The sequence below is a fragment of the Kitasatospora sp. NPDC085464 genome, assembly GCF_044541955.1.
Classification (GTDB): domain Bacteria; phylum Actinomycetota; class Actinomycetes; order Streptomycetales; family Streptomycetaceae; genus Kitasatospora.
In genome coordinates this window covers 159,750-177,140 of sequence record NZ_JBITTM010000008.1, presented here as the reverse complement: position 1 = coordinate 177,140, position 17,391 = coordinate 159,750, and the positions used below count along the sequence as shown (strand labels likewise).

Annotated in this window: 18 protein-coding genes; 5 read left to right on the top strand and 13 right to left on the bottom strand. The window is 75.2% G+C overall.

The features are described 5' to 3' along the window. Positions 1-141: 141 nt before the first annotated feature. The 3 genes from ACIGG8_RS09525 to ACIGG8_RS09515 form a co-directional block, all read right to left on the bottom strand. A complete protein-coding gene (locus ACIGG8_RS09525) occupies positions 142-1,323 on the bottom strand; it encodes a cytochrome P450 (protein ID WP_396546766.1) in 1,182 nt (393 codons plus the stop codon). A gap of 237 nt (positions 1,324-1,560) precedes the next feature. Continuing rightward, the gene (locus ACIGG8_RS09520) at positions 1,561-1,779 is read right to left on the bottom strand and encodes a ferredoxin (RefSeq protein WP_350520330.1); all 219 of its coding nucleotides are present in this window, start codon (positions 1,777-1,779) and stop codon (positions 1,561-1,563) included. Positions 1,780-1,994: 215 nt separating this feature from the next. Beyond that, positions 1,995-3,569 carry an ATP-dependent DNA ligase gene (locus tag ACIGG8_RS09515; RefSeq protein WP_396546686.1) on the bottom strand — a complete coding sequence of 525 codons (1,575 nt, stop codon included), beginning with the start codon at positions 3,567-3,569 and terminating at the stop codon, positions 1,995-1,997. 395 nt (positions 3,570-3,964) lie between these two features. Between ACIGG8_RS09515 and ACIGG8_RS09510 the strand changes: the two genes are divergently transcribed. The 3 genes from ACIGG8_RS09510 (at position 3,965) to ACIGG8_RS09500 (ending at position 7,494) form a co-directional block, all read left to right on the top strand. Then, positions 3,965-4,444 carry a GNAT family N-acetyltransferase gene (locus tag ACIGG8_RS09510; protein ID WP_396546684.1) on the top strand — a complete coding sequence of 160 codons (480 nt, stop codon included), beginning with the start codon at positions 3,965-3,967 and terminating at the stop codon, positions 4,442-4,444. A 115-nt stretch (positions 4,445-4,559) separates the two neighbouring features. Further along, the gene (locus ACIGG8_RS09505; protein WP_396546682.1) at positions 4,560-5,549 is read left to right on the top strand and encodes a CAP domain-containing protein; all 990 of its coding nucleotides are present in this window, start codon (positions 4,560-4,562) and stop codon (positions 5,547-5,549) included. Positions 5,550-5,856: 307 nt separating this feature from the next. After that, on the top strand, positions 5,857-7,494 hold the full coding sequence (locus ACIGG8_RS09500; RefSeq protein ID WP_396546680.1) for a sigma-70 family RNA polymerase sigma factor: 1,638 nt from the start codon (positions 5,857-5,859) through the stop codon (positions 7,492-7,494). A gap of 47 nt (positions 7,495-7,541) precedes the next feature. Here ACIGG8_RS09500 and ACIGG8_RS09495 read toward each other — a convergent pair whose 3' ends face one another. The 4 genes from ACIGG8_RS09495 to ACIGG8_RS09480 all read right to left on the bottom strand — a co-directional run bounded on the left by ACIGG8_RS09495 (position 7,542) and on the right by ACIGG8_RS09480 (position 10,070). Beyond that, positions 7,542-7,778, bottom strand: coding sequence for a hypothetical protein (locus tag ACIGG8_RS09495; RefSeq protein ID WP_396546679.1), 237 nt, complete (start codon positions 7,776-7,778; stop codon positions 7,542-7,544). Between the two features lie 93 nt (positions 7,779-7,871). After that, positions 7,872-8,300, bottom strand: a complete 429-nt coding sequence (locus ACIGG8_RS09490) for a nuclear transport factor 2 family protein (RefSeq protein WP_350520324.1) — start codon at positions 8,298-8,300, stop codon at positions 7,872-7,874. A gap of 291 nt (positions 8,301-8,591) precedes the next feature. Beyond that, complete coding sequence (locus ACIGG8_RS09485) at positions 8,592-8,873, bottom strand: hypothetical protein (protein WP_396546677.1); 282 nt, start codon at positions 8,871-8,873, stop codon at positions 8,592-8,594. 72 nt (positions 8,874-8,945) lie between these two features. Beyond that, complete coding sequence (locus ACIGG8_RS09480; protein WP_396546676.1) at positions 8,946-10,070, bottom strand: M1 family metallopeptidase; 1,125 nt, start codon at positions 10,068-10,070, stop codon at positions 8,946-8,948. Positions 10,071-10,517: 447 nt separating this feature from the next. On the opposite strand from ACIGG8_RS09480, the gene ACIGG8_RS09475 reads away from it, so the two are divergent. Next, the gene (locus tag ACIGG8_RS09475) at positions 10,518-11,444 is read left to right on the top strand and encodes a carbohydrate kinase (RefSeq protein WP_396546675.1); all 927 of its coding nucleotides are present in this window, start codon (positions 10,518-10,520) and stop codon (positions 11,442-11,444) included. An 87-nt stretch (positions 11,445-11,531) separates the two neighbouring features. Here the strand turns inward: ACIGG8_RS09475 and ACIGG8_RS09470 are convergent, their stop codons facing one another. Next, positions 11,532-12,059, bottom strand: coding sequence for a GNAT family N-acetyltransferase (locus ACIGG8_RS09470; RefSeq protein WP_396546673.1), 528 nt, complete (start codon positions 12,057-12,059; stop codon positions 11,532-11,534). A 269-nt stretch (positions 12,060-12,328) separates the two neighbouring features. Between ACIGG8_RS09470 and ACIGG8_RS09465 the strand changes: the two genes are divergently transcribed. Further along, positions 12,329-13,282, top strand: a complete 954-nt coding sequence (locus ACIGG8_RS09465) for a polysaccharide deacetylase family protein (RefSeq protein WP_396546672.1) — start codon at positions 12,329-12,331, stop codon at positions 13,280-13,282. A 21-nt stretch (positions 13,283-13,303) separates the two neighbouring features. Here ACIGG8_RS09465 and ACIGG8_RS09460 read toward each other — a convergent pair whose 3' ends face one another. The 5 genes from ACIGG8_RS09460 to ACIGG8_RS09440 form a co-directional block, all read right to left on the bottom strand. Continuing rightward, positions 13,304-13,735 (bottom strand): YchJ family protein, encoded by a 432-nt coding sequence (locus ACIGG8_RS09460; protein WP_396546671.1) that lies wholly within the window; start codon positions 13,733-13,735, stop codon positions 13,304-13,306. Between the two features lie 112 nt (positions 13,736-13,847). After that, positions 13,848-14,504, bottom strand: a complete 657-nt coding sequence (locus ACIGG8_RS09455; RefSeq protein WP_396546670.1) for an NADPH-dependent F420 reductase — start codon at positions 14,502-14,504, stop codon at positions 13,848-13,850. Between the two features lie 102 nt (positions 14,505-14,606). After that, a complete protein-coding gene (locus ACIGG8_RS09450) occupies positions 14,607-14,960 on the bottom strand; it encodes a hypothetical protein (RefSeq protein ID WP_396546669.1) in 354 nt (117 codons plus the stop codon). A 72-nt stretch (positions 14,961-15,032) separates the two neighbouring features. Next, complete coding sequence (locus ACIGG8_RS09445; RefSeq protein ID WP_396546668.1) at positions 15,033-16,568, bottom strand: FAD-dependent monooxygenase; 1,536 nt, start codon at positions 16,566-16,568, stop codon at positions 15,033-15,035. Between the two features lie 27 nt (positions 16,569-16,595). Next, on the bottom strand, positions 16,596-17,210 hold the full coding sequence (locus ACIGG8_RS09440; RefSeq protein ID WP_350520316.1) for a TetR/AcrR family transcriptional regulator: 615 nt from the start codon (positions 17,208-17,210) through the stop codon (positions 16,596-16,598). Positions 17,211-17,391 lie beyond the last annotated feature (181 nt).

Here is a 17,391-nt window from a genome sequence, read left to right as displayed (position 1 = left end):
GGGTGCGCCGAGCCGCGGGCGCGGCCGGGCCGGGTTCTCTTGCGCCCTTCCAGCCTGCCCCCGCCCCGGCGCCGGGGCCAGCCGGATGACCGGGGAACGGGGGCCGCGGGCGCCTCGGGTCCGGATCCCGACCGGGTGGGGTCACCAGGTCACGGGCAGCGACCGCATGCCGTGGATGAACGACTCGGTGCGGAACGCCAGCTCAGCGCGCGGCACCGCGAGCCGCAGGTCGGGCAGCCGCCGGAACAGAGTGGCCAGGGCGATCTGCAGCTCGGCGCGGGCCAGCGGCTGGCCGAGGCACTGGTGCACGCCGAAGCCGAAGGCCATGTGCCGCCGGGCGTCCCGGTCCAGGTCCAGCTCGTCGGCGGGTCGCCGGTCGGCGTCGCCGAACACCGCTTCGTCCCGGTTGGCGGTGGAGATCATCGCGATCACGCCCTCGCCGGCCCTGATCGTCGTGGCGCCGAGCTGCACGTCCTCCAGGGCCACCCGGGGCAGCCCGGTGTGCACGATGGTGAGGTGGCGCAGCAGTTCCTCCACGGCGCCGGGCAGCGCGGCCGGGTCCGCCAGCCTGGCGACCTGGTCGGGCCGGTCCAGCAGCAGCGCGGTGGACAGCGAGATCATGTTCGCGGTGGTCTCGTGCCCGGCGATCAGCAGCAGCAGGCCGGTGCTCGCGACGTCGCGCGCGGTCAGGTCGTCCCGGACGGCGAGCCGGCTCAGGATGTCGTCCTCCGGCTGCTCCCGCTTGCGGGCCGCCAGCGCGCTCAGGTAGTCCAGCAGCTCCTGCTGCGCCTCGAAGAGCTTCTCCAGGGTGTTGTCGCTGCTGAGCAGGGTCCGGCTGACGGCCTGGAAGAACTCGCGGTCCTCGTAGGGGACTCCGAGCAGCAGGCAGATCACCAGCGAGGGGACGGGCAGGGCGAAGTCGGCGACCAGGTCGGCCTCGGTGCGGCCGAGCGTCATCGCGTCCAGCGCCTCGTCCACGATCCGCTGGACGGCCGGTCGCATCGCCTCGACCCGCTTGACCAGGAAGTCCCCGGTGACCATCCGGCGCAGCCGGGCGTGCTCGGGGTCGTCCAGCCGCAGGAAGCTCGGGTTCGCGGCGATGATCTTCCGGCTGCCGGGGACCAGCAGCGGGAAGCTGGGGTGGCGCGCGTCCGCGCTGAACCGGCGGTCGGACAGGACGGTGCGGACCTCGGTGTAGCCGGTGGCCAGCCAGCAGGACTCGCCCCCCGGCAGGTCGGCGCGGGTGACGGCGGCGGTGGCGGCGGCGTCGGTGTACGCGGGGGGCGGGCCGAACGGGCAGCCGGCCGAGTGCGGCGCCGGGATCCGGACGGCGGTGGTGCCGGTGGTGCCGGTGGTGCCGGTGGTCGTGGGGGCAGGGGTGGTGGGTGTGGTGGGGGTGGTGGGTGTGCTCGTCAAGGTGCGGCTCCTTGCGTGGGTGTTCTCCGGTGCAGCTCGACCGCCGTGGTCCGGCGGGCCCGCTCCTCGCGGTGGGGTCGGGGCGCGGTGGGCCTGGGGTGTGGCGGGGGCACGTCGTGGTGGGGGCGCGGGCTGGTGGGGTGGTCAGTCGCCGGTCGCGGCGGGTTCGTCCTCGGTCACGGTGATCGCGCCGCCCGGGCAGAGCTGGGCGGCGAGTCGCAGGTCGGCGAACTGGTCGGGCCGGAAGGTGGTCTGACGGAGTCTCACCAGACTGTCCTGCTCGTCCTGGTCGAAGACCTCGGGAACGTTCACGACGCACATCCCGGAGCTGCAGCAGCGGTCCCGGTCGACGTTCACCCGCATGGTCGGGCACCTTTCGCCAGTGCGCCGCCGGCTGCCCGGCGGCCGCCTCTCGTTGTCATTGCCAACCTAACCGCCGCTGCTCCGTCCACGGAGGGGGCGGTGGCGGGATCCTTGAGAATGGCCGATTCGGCCCACGTCAGAACGCCCGTGCGGCGCAGCGGGTTTGAATTGACGCAACCCCGACAAGCAGTGGTTCGGCCGCCCCCGGGGCGGGTTCACGACGACAGTCCCTCGGCGGCGGCGATCTCCCGCACGGTCGCGATGGTGTCGGCCTCGGCGGCGTCCTTGTCCGGCCGGTAGCGCACCACCCGGGCGAACCGCAGGGCGAGGCCGGCGGGGTAGCGGGGGCTGCGCTGCAGACCGTCGAAGGCGATCTCGACCACCAGCTCCGGACGGACCCGTACCGTCCAGGCGTCCCGCTCGGTCTCCCGGGCGAGCAGCTCGACGGTCTGCCGGGCGAGCGTCTCGTCGGTGAGGCCCTTGAAGGTCTTGCCGAGCATCACCCAGGGGCCGAGCCCCGGCTCGCCCGCCGCCCGGGCGCCCAGGTGCAGGTTGCTGAGGAACCCGCGCCGCCGCCCGCTGCCCCACTCGGCGGCCAGCACGACCAGGTCGAGGGTGTGCCGGGGCTTCACCTTGATCCAGCCGATGCCGCGGCGCCCGGCCGCGTACGGCGCCGACGGGTCCTTCACCAGCACGCCCTCGTGGCCGAGGGCCAGCGTGTCCCGGAAGAAGGCCAGGGCCAGGTCGCGGTCCCCGGTCTCGGTGCGCGTCACCCGCAGGTCCGCCGGTGCCGCCTCGGCCAGCGCCGCCCAGCGCTCCCGGCCCGGGCGGTCCACCAGGTCCTCGCCGTCCCGGTGCAGCAGGTCGAAGAAGAAGACACTGAGCGGGACTTCGGCGCGCAGTCGCTCCGGGTCGCGCCGGGCCGCGGTGCGCGCGGCGGTCTCCTGGAACGGGCGCGGCCGCCCGTCCGCGCCGAGTGCGATCGCCTCGCCGTCCAGCACCGCCGAGCGCAGCGGCAGCGCGAGCGCGGCCTGCGCCACCTCGGGGACGCGCGCGGTGATGTCGTCCAGGCTGCGGGTGAACACCGCGACCTCGTCGCCGTCCCGGTGAACCTGCACCCGGATCCCGTCCAGCTTCCACTCCAGCGCGGCCGGACCGGTGCGCTCCAGCGCCGAGGCGACGTCCGGCGCGGAGGCGGCCAGCATCGGCCGCACGGCCCGTCCCACCTCCAGTCGGAACGCCCTCAGCGCGGCCTCCCCGCCGGTCAGCGCCGCCTCCGCCACCGCCCGGGCCGAACCCCGGAACATCAGCGCCCGCCGCACCGCCGCCGAGGGCACCCCCGCCGCCTGCGCCACGGCCTCCCCGACCACCGCGTCCAGTGCCCCCTGCCGCAGGTCCCCGACCAGTACCGCCCGCAGGAACCCCTGCTCCTCCCCGGTCGCCCGCCCGAACAGGCCGTGCAACAGCCGCCGCCGCTCGGCCTGCGCCCCGGCGCCGTGCACCCCCGCGATCCGCTCCAGCTCGTGCTCCACCTCCCGCACCCCGAGCGACGCCTCGCCGGCCGGCTCCGGCAAACCGCGCAGCGCCGCCGGCCCGACCCCGGTCCGCAGCCGCTGCGACTCTCCGGACAGCAGGGCCACCGCCGCCGGCGCCTCCACCGGCCCCAACTCCCGCAGACACCCGGCCAGCAACCCCGTCTTCGCCCGCCGCCCCGGCTCCGTGGCCACCGCCCGCGACGCCGCCGCCAACCTCTCCAGCCCCGCCACCACACCACCTCCTCCACCCAGCATCCGCGCCCCCGGCGGCCCGCGCCTCAGCAGCCCTGCGGGCGGGGTACCCCCTTGCGGCGGCCACCGGCCGCCGGCCGCACCGCCGCTCGGCGCGGCACCCGGCTCATCCGGTGAGCGCCCTCCGTCCGGTGCGCACCCTGCGGATCCGGTGAGGACCCTCCGTCCGGTGCGCACCCTGCGCATCCGGTGAGGACCCTCCGTTGCCGCACCCGACGGGTGGCGGCCCGCCCGTGGGACCGGCCCACGGGCCCACGGGGACGACCCGGTGCGGCCCGCCTTCCCAAGTGCCGGAGTGGAGTGCCGGGCCGGTGGTCTTGGCCGGAGTGGAGATCGGATGCGGGCCGACGGGGCGTCATGCTGGGCCCGCAAGCCGCCCCGACCCCGAGGAGACCGATATGAGCGACACCCCCACCGTCCGCTGGAGCGTGGGCGCGCCCGAGGCCGACGAGTTCACCGCCTGGCGTGAACTCTTCCGCGGGTACTGCGAGTTCTACCGGTTGCCGTGCCCCGAGGAGAAGGCCGAGCTGGTGTGGTCCTGGCTCACCGACAAGGACCACGAGCTGGACGGTCTGCTGGTGCGGGACGGCGACGGGACGCCGGTCGGGCTCGCCCACTACCGGCCGTTCGCCCGTCCGCTGCACGGGGCCGTCGGCTGCTTCCTGGACGACCTCTTCGTCGCGCCGGACGTCCGGGGCGGCGGGGCGGTGGACCAGCTGCTGGCCCGGCTGCGGGAGATCGCCGCCGAGCGCGGCTGGAACACCGTCCGGTGGATCACCTCCGAGACCAACTACCGGGCCCGTGGCAAGTACGACCAGGTCGCCGTTCGGACCCAGTTCCTCACCTACGACATGGCCCCGGACGCCCCGATGCGCTGAGATGGTGACCGGATCGCCGGACATTCGTTCGGACTTTCTGTTATCCGCCCGCCGCCGGGAGGTCTCCCAGGTGTCGACACTCGACCAGCCGACCCGGAACAGGAAGCGTGACCACGTGAACAGCGACGACAGGACGACCATCCTCCCGGCGACCGGTGGTGACCGAGGCGCGGGCGACGGCGGTGAGGGCGGCCGGGGCCGGTCCGGTGGCCGGGCCGCGAGGCGGGCCGCCCAGCGGCACGCCGGCCGCGGCCGGCGGGGTCGCCGCGGCGGGTTCGTGCCGGTCACCGCGGTGGTCGCGGCCGTCGCCGGCACGGGGCTGATCGCCGCGCTGGCCGGGGCCGGCTACGCCGCGTACGGCGGCAAGCAGACCGATCGGGACGTCATGGGCCAGGCGATGGCCGCCGACGTGCTGATCGCGGCCGAGATCGGCACGCACGACGGCATCCAGGTCCCCGGTGCCGGGGGAGCGAACGCCACCGCCCCGGTGCCGCCGTCCGGGGCGGCCACGACCGGTCCGGCGGCCACCCCGAGCGCCCCGGCGACGCCGACCGAGACCGCCACCCCCACCCCGACGGCGACCGCCACCGCCACCCCGACCCCCTCCGCGACCGCCGCCAAGGCGACCGCGAGCGCGACCCGGACCGCGACCCCCGCCGGGGCGGCCGCCGCCCAGCGCAGCGCGACCGGACCGGCCACCCCGGTCGGCGGCGGCGCCGCCCCCTCGGACGCCCAGGCGGTCGTGGACCTGGTCAACGTCGAGCGCGCCAAGGCCGGTTGCGGGCCGGTCACCGCCGACCCCAAGCTGGCCACCGCGGCCCAGTCGCACAGCGACGACATGGCGAACCGCAACTACTTCGACCACGCGAGCCCCGAGGGCTACCACGCCGACCACCGGATCGAGGCCACCGGCTACCGCTGGAGCACCTGGGGCGAGAACATCGCCCGCGGCCAGAAGGACCCGGCCGCGGTGATGGACGCCTGGATGAACAGCCCGGGCCACCGCGCCAACATCCTGAACTGCGCGTTCAAGCAGCTCGGCGTGGGCGTGCGGACCGGTTCCGGCGGTCCGTGGTGGACCCAGGTGTTCGCCGCACCGGCCTGACCGGCCCCCGGCCCCGGCCCCCGGCCCCGGCCCCCGGCCCCGGCCTCGGTTACGTAACCCGGCCCCCGAACCTGACCCCGGACCCCGAAACCCCGCCCCCACGACGAAACCCGGCCCCGAGCACGAAACCGACCACGAACCGATCGGACACCACCGAACCGATCCGACGACACTCCGTTCCGGCCCGATCCGCTTCCGGGCCGGGCCGATTTTCCGATTCCGCGCACATTGTTGTTATCTGATCACTCCCCACAGGTCTCCGAGGAGGCAGCGGCGGACGGAAACACGGCAAGACGGAGTGCGGACCATGAACGCTGATGTGCAGAACAGGACCGGGAGCACCCTGGTGCTCGCGGCGCAGGCCGGCGACCGGCAGGCCCAGGAGGCGCTGGTCGCCGCCTGGCTGCCGCTCGTCTACAACGTGGCCGGACGCGCCCTCGGCGGCCACGCCGACGTCGACGACGTCGCGCAGGAGACCATGATCCGAGCTCTGGACGGTCTGGACGGGCTCCGCGACCCGGACTCGTTCCGCTCCTGGCTGGTCGCCATCACCATGAACCAGGTCCGCCGCCGTCATGCCGCCGGTCTGCAACAGGCCGTCGGCGGGCTGGACGAGACCTGGGAGGTCGCCGACCCCAGGGCCGACTTCACCGACCTGACCATCCTGCGGCTCGGCCTCTCCGGCCAGCGCCGCGAGGTCGCCGAAGCGACCCGCTGGCTCGACCCCGACGACCGCGAACTGCTCTCCCTGTGGTGGCTGGAGGCCGCGGGCGACCTCACCCGCGCCGAGCTCGCCGAAGCGCTCGACCTGAGCCCGGCGCACACGGCCGTCCGCGTCCAGCGGATGAAGAAGCAGCTGGAGGCCGGCCGGGTCGTCGTCCGCGCCCTCGGCGCCTACCCCCGCTGCCCCGAACTGACCGAGATGACCGCCGGATTCGACGGCACCCCGAACTCGGTCTGGCGCAAGCGCATAGCCCGTCACATCCGCGGCTGCGCCGGCTGCGACGGCCTCGGCCGCGACCTCTTCCCCGCCGAGGGGCTGCTGGCCGGCCTCGCCCTGGTGCCGATCCCGCACGGCTCGCCGCTCCTGCTCCACTTCCAGCACACCGCGGCCGCCGTCGCCGCCCAGAGCGCCGCCGGCTCGGGCGCCGCTTCGGGCGCAGGCGCAGGCGCAGGCGCAGGCACGGGCTCGGGCGCCGGGTCCGGTACGGGAGCGGGTGCGCATGCCGGTGCCTGCGGGCACGGCGGCTGGGCCGGCACCGCCGCCCGGAAGGCCGTCCTGGCGAGCGGCGCGGCGGCGGCCGTGGCCGTGACCACCCTCGCACTGGTGTGGCCGCAGCACAGCGAGCCCCCGGCGGCGGCCGCACCGGAGCCGACCGCCCCTGCAGCCGCCCAGGACACCGCCCTGGACCTCCCGAGCGTCGCCCCCGCGCCCGTGGCGGTCGCCCCGACGCCGTTGCCCACACCGACGCCCACGGAGACCCCCACCGCGACGGCCACCCCCACGCCGACGCCCACGCAGACCCCGTCCCGTACGGTCGCCCCCGCGCCGGTCGCCAACCCGGAACGCCAGCTGGTCGACCTGGTCAACGCCGAACGCGCCAAGGTGGGTTGTGCTCCGCTGCGGATCGATCCCCGGCTGCACTCCGCCGCGCAGAAGTACTCGGACGACATGGCCGCCCGCGGCTTCTTCGACCACGTCAACCCGGACGGTGTCCGCACGGACGCCCGGATCACCGCCGCCGGCTACCGCTGGTCCCAGTGGGGCGAGAACCTCGACCGGGGCCCCACCGCCCCGGCCACGGTCGTCGCCCACTGGATGGACGGCGGCATCCACCAGTCGAACATGCTCGACTGCGGCTTCAAGGACGTCGGCGTCGGCCTGGCCACCAGCCCGACCGGCACCACCTACTGGACCCAGGACCTCGGAGCCCCGATGTCCTGACCGGACGGGGCGGCCCTGGTACGTGGAGAGACGGCGGGCGGGCGTGACTAGGCGGGGGTGACCCCGACCAGTCCGTCCGCCGACCCGGTCACGAAGCCGGTGGCGTGCCCGACGACACCACCCGCGTCGCCGACCTGGCCGGGCACCAACTCGGGCGCGCTGCTCAGCGGCCCGGGCAGACCCTCCTGACCGCCCACGGCGCTGGCGTGCGCACTCGGCGCGGTGAGGGAGGCCACGACACCCACGGCGAGCGAGGCGACGGCGAGCATGCTGCGCTTCTTCATGGCCGGTCCAACGACGCTGCGCCGGAAGGGTTACGGGGGCGGCCCACCAGGGCCGCCCCCGTACACCCTGCGACCCGGCGTGCCGACGGAGTGTCAGGCCCGGTAGAAGGTACGCCCGGAGGAGCCGGAGGAGACCGACCACACCTCGGTTATCAGCCCGCCGTCGAGCCGCAGGATGTCCGTCCCGCTGCGCGCCACCACGCCGCCCTCGCCGTCCGAGAAGCTCGCCAGGTACGGCCGGGCCACCAGCCCCGACACCGCCCCGTCGACCGACTCCAGATCCACCACCGCGACGCCCTCGGCCGCGAACCGCAGCTCCGACCGCTTGGCGTGCCACTGCCGGATCACCTCGGCCAGCCCCGCCGGCGTCCGCACCTCGTCGAAGATCTCCGAGCCCGCCTGCGTGTACCGCAGGGTGAAATCGGGCGCCATGATCTTCTCGGCCAGCGCCAGCTCGCCGTTCCACAGCGCCGTCCAGCGGTCGTAGACCTCGACGCCGAACTCCCGCAGCTCAACACCCATGAGAAATCCCCCCGTTCGCTTCCCGACCGTTCCTCGATCGTGCAGGGAACGCTAGCACCGGGCACTGACAACCGGCCGGAGCGGGCGAGGGGGCGGGCCCGGGCGGGCGGAGCGCGGCGAGGACGCGCGCAAGCTGGACGGCCCGCGCGCCGACCGGGACTCAGGCCGGGCGGCGGGCGGGCCGTGGGAACCACCATGGCCCCGGCCGTCCCCGCCGGTCAGCGGCGCGCACGCGGCGGCCGGACGCACACCGGCGCGCCGGGGCGTGCAACAGCCGCCCCAGCGGCGCCGTCAGGGCGTTCCCGGGCCCCGGGCCACCCCCGTCCCGCCCGCCACCCCGGTCCCGCCCTTCCGGACGGCGGCACCCGCGGCCACGGGCTCCGCGGCCACCACGACCGACGCGGCCCCGGTGGCCCCGGTGTCCCCGCCCTCCGCGGCCGCGCCCGGAGCGTCCCCCGCCGGGTCCACGGTCCAGTCCGGGTGTCCCGGCATCGGCGGGGTGCGCATCCCGTACAGCCAGTCGTGGAGGAAGCCGCCCAGGTTCTCCCCGGACACCTCGGAGGCCGTGCGCACGTAGTCCTCGGTGGTCGCGCTCCCGTACCGGTGCTCGCGCAGGAAGGTGCGCTCGATCCGGTCGAAGGCGTCCTAACCGACCTTCTCGCGCAGGGCGAAGAGCACCAGCACGCCGCCCGCGTAGCGTTGGCCGTCGAAGAGGTTCGCGGCGGTCGGGGAGGCGACCGGCCCGGAGTCGTGCCGCGACCGGTCGCCGAGGCGGTAGACGTCGCGCATCCGGTCGGTCAGCGTGGTGCGGCCCCGGTCGTCCGGCCAGCCGCGGTCGAAGCGGTACAGCAGGCCGTAGAAGTCGGCGTGGCCCTCGTTCAGCCAGAGGTCGGACCACCTGGCGGGGGAGACGCTGTCGCCGAACCAGGAGTGCACCAGCTCGTGCATCATGTGCGGGCCGATCTCCGTCTCCGGCCGGCGCAGGAAGTCCGGCTTGTAGAGGGTCAGGGTCTGGGTCTCCAGGCCGGTGAAGGCGAACGCGTCCGGTGCGTCGGTGTCGACCGGCAGGATGCCGTAGGCCTCGAACGGGAAGGGTCCCAGGTGGGCCTCGGCCCAGGCCAGTTGGTCGGCGGTCAGGGCCGGCGCGGGCTCCAGTTCGGCGGCCCGCGCGGTCGGGACGACGTCGCGCAGCGGCAGGCCGTGCGGGCCGGTGCGTTCGCGGACGGTGTAGTCGCCGACCGCGACCTGGACGAGTTCGGTGGCCATCGGCTGGCGGGAGACGTACCGGTGGGTGGTCCGGCCGTCGGGGTGCGGCTCGGTCCGGGTCAACTCGCCGTTGGCGACGCCCAGGAGGGCGTTCGGTGCGGTCACCGCGATGGTGAACCGGGCCTTGTCGCCGGGGTGGTCGTCGCAGGGGAACACGGTGTGGGCACTTCGGGGCTGGCCGGCCACCGCGAAGCCGTCCGGCGTGGGCACCCAGCCCGTGTGGGGCAGCGCGGCCCGCGGGTCCGTGGTGTACTCGACCGTCAACTCGGTGGTGGCGCCCGCTCGGAACGGCCCGGCCGGGGTGACGGTCAGCTTCTCGTCGTGGGTCGCGAAGTCCGCGGGGCGGTCGCCGACCCGGACGGCGTGCACGGTCAGGCCGAGCGCGTCCAGCTCCAGGTGGGCGAGGGTGCGGTCGGGCCGGACGCTGATCACGGCGGTGCCGCCCACGGTGCGGGTGTCGGCCCGGTAGTCGAAGGCCAGGTCGTACGCGAGCGCCCGGTACACCGGTGTTCCCGAGCGAGGGGAAGACCGGATCGCCCAGCCCGGCGGCACCGGCCGACGGGACGCTCGCGGACAGCAGCGCCGCGCCGAGCACCAGCGACAGGGCGAGGCCGGCGCGGGGTTTGGACAAGGGGGTCACCGCAGTTCGCGCGTGGAGCGGGTGCGGGGGCCGCCGGGACAGGAGAGCCGCGCACGGATGCTAGTGGACGGCCGGGCCGGCGGGGGGCCGATCCGCGGGATCCGACGACACACCGTCGTCGCCCGGACGGCCCACCGTGCTGGCGCGGCCCCCGGGGGCCGTCTAACGTCGGGAGTGCTTCGTCCCCTGACGGACGGGGCCACGGCCGTCGGAACTCCTGGCCAGGTCCGGCGGCCGTACTTCCATGCCCTGGTGCACCCCGTAGGCTGGCGGGCGAGACGCCGCCCCCGTACCGGATGCCAGGAGCCGCCGTGACCAGTCCAGCCTCCCGTGTCCTGGTGATCGGCGAGTGCGTCGCGGACGTCGTCCGTGCCGACGGCGTCCCGGACCGGGTGCACCCCGGCGGGAGTCCCGCCAACGTCGCGTACGGCCTGGCGCGGCTCGGCCGCCCGGCCACGCTGCTGACCGAACTGGGGCCGGACGCCAACGGCCGGCTGATCCGGGCGCACCTGGAGTCGGCGGGCGTGCGGGTGCGGGCCGCCGAGGTGGGGCGGACGCCCTCGGCCGTGGTGCGGCTGGACGGGCAGGGCCGCGCCCGGTACACCTTCGACATCGGCTGGACGCTGCCGACGGCCGAGCCGGTGCGGACCGACCTCGCGCAGCCGCCCGCCGCGATCCACCTGGGCTCGATCGGCGCCGTCACCGAGCCGGGCGCGGCCGCCGTGCTGGCCCTGGTGGAGCGGTGGCGCGGGCGCACACAGATCAGCTACGACCCCAATGTGCGCCCCGCGTTGATGGGCGACCGGGCGGAGGCCGTCCGGCGGGTCGAGCGCTGCGTGGCGCTGAGCGACCTGGTCAAGGCGAGCGACGAGGACCTGGCCTGGCTCTACCCGGGCGAGCGGCCCGAGGCGGTCGCGGAGCGCTGGCTGGCCCTCGGCCCCGCCGTGGTGGCGGTGACGCTGGGCGCCGACGGCGCGTTCGCCCGCACCGCCGAGGGCGTCCGGGCCGAGGCGGCGGCCGTCCCGGTGCCGGTCGCGGACACCGTCGGCGCCGGGGACTCCTTCATGGCCGCCTTCCTGCACACCCGGGCCGGCGGCGCCGACCTCCGGGCCTGCCTGACCCACGCGGTGACGGCCGCGGCCCTGACCGTCTCCCGGCCGGGCGCCAACCCGCCCTCGGCGGCCGAGCTGGCGGCCGCCCTCGCGGCAGGCCCGGCGGCGGAGGTCGACGCGGTGTAGCCCCGGCCGCCCCGGCGACCGAGCCCGGTGCGGCCGGCCCCTCGGGGCGGACCCACCGCTGCCCGACACCCGCGCCCGACACCCCTGCTACGCGCGGACGGTGAGCTCCTTGGCGTACCAGACCTCGGCGTACGGCCCGCTGCTGTAGGCCGGGATCTCGTGGTACCCGTGCCGGAGGTACAGCGCGCAGGCCTCGACCAGGTCGAGGCGGGTGTCGAGCACGATCCGGTCGGCGCCGAGCGAGCGGGCGGCCTCGTCGACGGCGGCGAGCAGGCGGGCGCCGCCGCCGGTGCCGCGCAGGCCGGGGCGGACGTAGACGCGGGTCAGCTCGACGGTGGTGGTGTCGAACCGGCGCAGGCCGGCGCAGGAGTGGGCGACGCCGTCGTGGCGGCCGATCAGGAACAGGCCGTCGGGCGCGACGAGGTCGTCGCTCGGGGAGCCGGCCAGGCCGGACTCCAGCTGTTCCGGGGTGCCCTCCCGCCCGAGGTGCAGGCGGTAGTAGCGGTTGGCCACGTCGTAGTAGTACTCGCGCAGCAGCTCCAGGGCCTCGGGGGTGGTCACGTCGGCGGTGGTGACGGACCAGGGGTCGGGGCGGAGGGGCGCGGTGTCGGTCATGCGCGCATGATCCGTTCCGTGCCGTCGCCGTCGCAAGCGGTTTTCCGGGGCCCCGGCGGGCCTGACGGCCCCTGGAACGGCCTGCCACGGCGGGTGGACGGCAAAGGAACGGCAAGGCGTCCGGCGCGCCGTTGCCCCGCACGGGTGATGGAGGGATTGGCGGGGGTGCCTGGCGGGGGAGCAGTGCAGCTATGGATAGACCATCAGATTGTCTGAATAATGGGGGTTTGAGGGGGAGTCAGCGACGCCGGGGCGCAGTGCGGACCGGCTTGCTGGTCACCGTCTGCCTCGGCGCCGTCATCGCCGGCTGTGCCGGTCCGGCCGGGACCGCGCGGACTGCCGGGCCGAAGGCCGCCCCGGCCGGGGCGGACGCCGCCAAGGGGGAGCCGGTGCCCGCCGTCGAGGCCGTCGGCCACGGCGCCGCCCGCCCGGCGGCGCCCCCGGTGCTGCCCGGCCTGGCCCGTCAGGAGGAGGAGGCCGGCAGCGCGGCGGTGGCCCGCCAGGAGGCGGCCGCCCGGACCGCGCTGGAGACCGCGCAGCGCTGGGGCCTGGAGCGCCCGCCGCTGAAGGCCCTGCCGCGTCCGGCGACCAGGGCCCGGCTCACCCCCGTCCAGGGCGTCAAGCTCGCGGAGGACCGCCCGCCGGTGGTCTACCGGGTGCCGACCGACGACAAGGTGGTCTTCCTGACCGTCGACGACGGCGCGGAGAAGGACCCCGCGTTCTCCCGGATGGCCGCGGAGCTGGGGGTGCCGATCAGTGCGTTCGTGTCCGACTACCTCGCCCGCGAGGACTACGGCTACTTCCGGGACCTGCACGCCCAGGGCGTGGAGATCAACAACCACACGATCAACCACCGCAACCTGAAGGTCCTGGACTACGAGACCCAGCGCCAGGAGATCTGCAACCAGCAGGACCAGCTGGAGCAGCAGATCGGCGTCCGCCCCCGGCTGTTCCGGCCGCCGTACGGCGAGTACAACGACGACACGCTGCGCGCGGCGGCCTCCTGCGGGGTGCAGGCGGTGCCGATGTGGAACGAGGAGGCCTTCCCGGACCACATGGAGTGGCGCTACGACGACCGGCAGCTGCACCCGGGCGACATCATCCTCACCCACTTCCGGGGCACCGACATCTGGAAGGCGACCATGCCGGACCTGCTGCGCAAGGTCGTCAACGACGTCACCGCGGCCGGCTTCACACTGGGCCGGCTGGACGACTACCTGTAGGCGCGCCCCCCGAGGGTCGGCTCAGCCGAGCGAGAGGGCGTCGAGGTACACCCAGGCGCCCTCGTGCCGCACGAAGCGGCTGTTCTCGGCGAGCACGCCCTCCTCGTCGCCCTCGGTCCAGTGCGCCCGGAAGGCGACCGTGCCCGCCGCGTGGAACGCCCCGCCCTCGGTGGTGGAGAGCACCTCCAGCCGGGTCCAGCGCAGCGCCGGGTCGAAGTCGACCTCGGCGGGCCGGGTGTCCGGGTGCCAGGTCCGCAGCAGGTACACCTCGTCCTGCGCGGCGAAGGCGCTGAACCGGGAGCGCATCAGCGACTCCGCGGTGGTCGCCGCCGCCTGGCCGCGGTGCAGTCGGCCGCAGCAGTCGCCGTAGGCGGCGGGCAGGCCGCACGGGCAGGGGGAGGAGGGCAGCAGCCGCGGAGCGGCGGAGCGGGGCGCGGAGCGACGTCGGGACATGCGGTCCATTCTCCCCCACCGCGACGCGACCCCCGCAGCCCGGGGCCCGGCGGAGTGCCGGGCCCCGGAGTGCGGAAGGCCGCCCCCGACGGACCGGGGGCGGCCTTCCGCGTTACGCGGGGCGCCGGAACGTGTAGTTGAACTCGGCGCTGCCGAAGTGCCCCATCATCCGGAGCCAGAGCGGCATCATCATCTCCGTCGCCCGGGCGGCCGAGATGTCCCCGAGGTCGATGATCCACTCGGCCGGCCAGCCGAAGCCGCCGAGCAGCGCGACGGTCTCGGCCTTGGCCGCCGCGTCGTTGCCGGCGATGAACAGGTTGTGCTCGCCGTTCAGCCGGCCCGGCTCCACCATCAGCTCGCAGTTGACGGTGTTGAGCGCCTTCACCACCCGGGCCTCGGGGAACTCGCGCTGGATCTGCTCGCCGACGCTGTCGGTGCTCACCGGGTCGAGCGTCACATGGCCCTCCGGGCCGAACACCAGCGGGTTGGAGACGTCGATCAGCAGCTTGCCCGCGAGGTGCTCCGCCCCGGCGGCCCGCAGCGCCGCGAGGGAGACCGTCCCGCCGGTGGCGTTCAGCACCACCTCGCCGAAGGCGGCGGCCTCGGCGAAGGTCCCGCACCCGCCGCCGGGGCCGGCCTGCGCGGCCCAGGCCAGCCCCTTCTCGTTGTCCTTGCTGCGGGAGCCCAGCGTCACCTCGTGGCCGAGCGACACCAGCTTGCTCCCCAGGGTCTGCCCGACCATGCCGCTGCCGATGATTCCGATGCGCACTGTTTCCCCGTCTCGTCGGATGGCGGCGCGTTCCTGCCGAACGTGCCGGCGACGACCATAGTTGACCGGGGGTCAGTACCGGCGGAGCGTCCGGAACACCGGTCAGGTGTTCCCCTCGATGCCGAACATCGCGACCACGGCGACCAGCAGCGCCACCCCCGGGAGCAGCGTGACCGGCACCCGGCCCCGGGGGACCAGGTACACGACCGGCCACTGGAGAACGATCAGGGCGAGCAGCGCGAACAACCCGTAGTCCGCCACGGCCAGATGGGCGCGGGTCGACGGGCAGGACGCCGGGCCGTCGCAGGAGTCGGTCATCATCTCGGCGAGACCGCGGAGGACCCCCGCCGGGGGCAGCAGCATCAGGTACACCGCGGTGGAGTTCGTCACGGCGTTCCACCACTGCCCGCGGGCGGAGCCGGTCGCGCGGCCGGAGGTGCGGGGGAGTTCGCTCATGCGGCCCATGCTGCCGTCCGGTCCGGGCCGTCGGGCAGCGCCGGAGTACTCGGTGCGCCTGGGTGCGCGTACTCAGGTGCGGGGCTCGCCGAACCAGGTGCGCAGCGCCAGGGTGAGGCCGTCCGGGTCCGCCCCGCCGACCTCGCAGGCCCAGGCCACGTAGCCGTCCGGGCGCAGCAGCAGGGCGCCGGCCGGGGGCTCCGCGCAGTCGGCGGCGATGCCGTCGACCCGGTCCTTCCAGCCCGCCGCCTGTCCGGCGAGTTCCCCGCCGGTGAGGTCGAGCAGCAACGGGCGTCCGCTGCGCGTGAGTTCGGCGATCCGGGACGGCCCGGCGGCGGTGCTGAGGGCGAGGTCGGGGACGAAGCGTCCGGCGAGCGGGTGCGGGCAGTCCGTGTCGTAGCGGATGTCGCTGCCGGCCATCAGCGCGGCGATCCGCCCGAGGTTGTCCTCGTGCGCCAGCAGCTCGCCGAACAGGGCGCGCACCGCCGTGGTCCCCGGCCCGGGGGACATCAGCGCCATCTGGGCCTGGGAGTGCATGAAGACCCGTTCGCCGACCGGGTGCCGCTCGCGGTGGTAGCTGTCCAGCAGGCCGGACGGTGCCCAGCCCCGCAGGTGGGCGGCGAGCTTCCAGCCCAGGTTGGCGGCGTCCTGCAGACCGAGGTTGAGGCCCGGGCCGCCGGTCGCGGCGTGCACGTGCGCGGCGTCGCCGACCAGCAGGACGCGGCCCTGCCGGTAGCGCTCGGCGAGCCGGGTGTTGTGGCCGACCTGGCGGCGCGGGGTGAACGGGCCGGGCGTACGGGCCGGGGCGAGCGCGAGGTCGGCGCCGGTGACGCGGCGGACGCTGGCGCGCAGCTCGTCCAGGGTGAGCGGGCTCGACTCGTCCGCCGGCGGGCCGCCCCACTCCAGGGTGGCGACCATGGTGGCGTCCGGGCCGAAGGGGGCGAGGACGAGGACGCCGTGCTCGGTGCGGGTGTGGGTGAACGGGCGGACCGGGGTGGCGAATCCGGGCAGCAGGAACTCGCCGGTGCCGGTGGTGCGCACGTCCCCGGGGAGCAGGACGTGGGCGATGCGCGAGACCGGGTCGGGCGAGGTGACCCCGGGGAAGCCGATCCCGGCCAGCTTGCGGACGGTGCTGCGCCCGCCGTCGGCGCCGACCAGGTAGCGGGCCCGCAGCTGCCCGGAGCCGTCCGGGCCCCGGTAGTCGACGGTCACGCCGGCGCCGTCCTGGGCGAGCCCGGTGACCTCGCAGCCGTGGCGCGCGGTGATGCCGAGTTCGCGGGCGCGCACCTCCAGGACCTCCTCGATCCGGTGCTGCGGCACCGGCAGGGCGTGCAGCGGGTTGTCGTCGAGCCGGTGCAGCTCCAGCGGGAAGGCGCCGAACACGAAACGGGGCACGGGCTGCGGTGCGCCGGGGCCGCCGAGCGGCTCGTACAGGCCCCGGTGGTCGAGCAGGCGGATCACCTGGCCGACCAGGCCGTTGGCCTTCTGGACCGGGGAGCGTTCGGGCAGCCGCTCCAGCACCACCGGCCGGATCCCGGCCAGTGCCAGTTCGCAGGCCAGCATCAGCCCGTTCGGGCCGGCGCCGACGACGGCGACGTCGTGGATCATCTCAAGTCCCCCTCGGACAGGACGGTTTCATCGGGCCGACGGATCGGGCAGCCCGGCCGCCAGCAGCTGCAGCGCCGTTGTGAACAGCGGCTGGAACGGCACCGGCGGATCGGCGTTCAGGTACTGGTCGTTGGCGGCCTTGACCGCGGCCATGGCGGTCGCGGCGACCAGCTTCGGGTAGAGGTCCCGGGCCGCGTCCGTCCCGGTCCTGGCGGCCACCGCGGCGGCGAGCCCGGCCTCCGCCTCCGCCCCGCCGCGCCACAGTTCGGCCTGGAGCACCGGTTCGCGCAGCAGCAGCCGCACCGCGGCGGTCCACTGCGGATCCGGTTGCTCGACCACGGGCCCGAACGGTTCGAGCAGGGCGTGGGTCAGCGCCTCCCACAGCGGCTCGGCGGCGGGTCGTTCCCGCAGCGCCGCGGCGGCCTTCCGGACGCGCTCCTGGTGGCGGGAGACGATCGCCTCGGCCTTGCTGGAGAAGTAGTTGTTGTACGTGCGCGGGGACACGCCGGCCGCGGCCGCGATGTCCTCCACCCGGACGTTCTCCAGCCCCTGCTCCACGGCCAGGCGCAGCGCCGCCCAGCTCAGTGCCTCCCGCGTGGCGGCCTTCTTCCGTTCCCGCAAGCCGGGCTGATCCGTCGTCATGGCCCTCACTGTGGTGCAAAAGATGCGTGACGCGCAAGAGTGCGCGGCGCGCAACTTTTGGCCCGCGCCGGAGGAGGGGCGGCCCGCGGGAGTCTCGGCGCGTCGCCCACCGCCCCCATCTGGTCACTGATAGTAGTTGCTTGGTTGCGGAGCGATCCGCCACGCACAGCCCACTCCCGCG

Bases quoted from the DNA above. Each gene is read 5' to 3' on its own strand.
- ACIGG8_RS09520 (WP_350520330.1), bottom strand. From the start codon at position 1,779: ATGCGGGTGAACGTCGACCGGGACCGCTGCTGCAGCTCCGGGATGTGC.
- ACIGG8_RS09515 (WP_396546686.1), bottom strand. From the start codon at position 3,569: ATGCTGGGTGGAGGAGGTGGTGTGGTGGCGGGGCTGGAGAGGTTGGCG.
- ACIGG8_RS09510 (WP_396546684.1), top strand. From the start codon at position 3,965: ATGAGCGACACCCCCACCGTCCGCTGGAGCGTGGGCGCGCCCGAGGCC.
- ACIGG8_RS09500 (WP_396546680.1), top strand. From the start codon at position 5,857: ATGAACGCTGATGTGCAGAACAGGACCGGGAGCACCCTGGTGCTCGCG.
- ACIGG8_RS09495 (WP_396546679.1), bottom strand. From the start codon at position 7,778: ATGAAGAAGCGCAGCATGCTCGCCGTCGCCTCGCTCGCCGTGGGTGTC.
- ACIGG8_RS09490 (WP_350520324.1), bottom strand. From the start codon at position 8,300: ATGGGTGTTGAGCTGCGGGAGTTCGGCGTCGAGGTCTACGACCGCTGG.
- ACIGG8_RS09470 (WP_396546673.1), bottom strand. From the start codon at position 12,059: ATGACCGACACCGCGCCCCTCCGCCCCGACCCCTGGTCCGTCACCACC.
- ACIGG8_RS09460 (WP_396546671.1), bottom strand. From the start codon at position 13,735: ATGTCCCGACGTCGCTCCGCGCCCCGCTCCGCCGCTCCGCGGCTGCTG.
- ACIGG8_RS09450 (WP_396546669.1), bottom strand. From the start codon at position 14,960: ATGAGCGAACTCCCCCGCACCTCCGGCCGCGCGACCGGCTCCGCCCGC.
- ACIGG8_RS09445 (WP_396546668.1), bottom strand. From the start codon at position 16,568: ATGATCCACGACGTCGCCGTCGTCGGCGCCGGCCCGAACGGGCTGATG.
- ACIGG8_RS09440 (WP_350520316.1), bottom strand. From the start codon at position 17,210: ATGACGACGGATCAGCCCGGCTTGCGGGAACGGAAGAAGGCCGCCACG.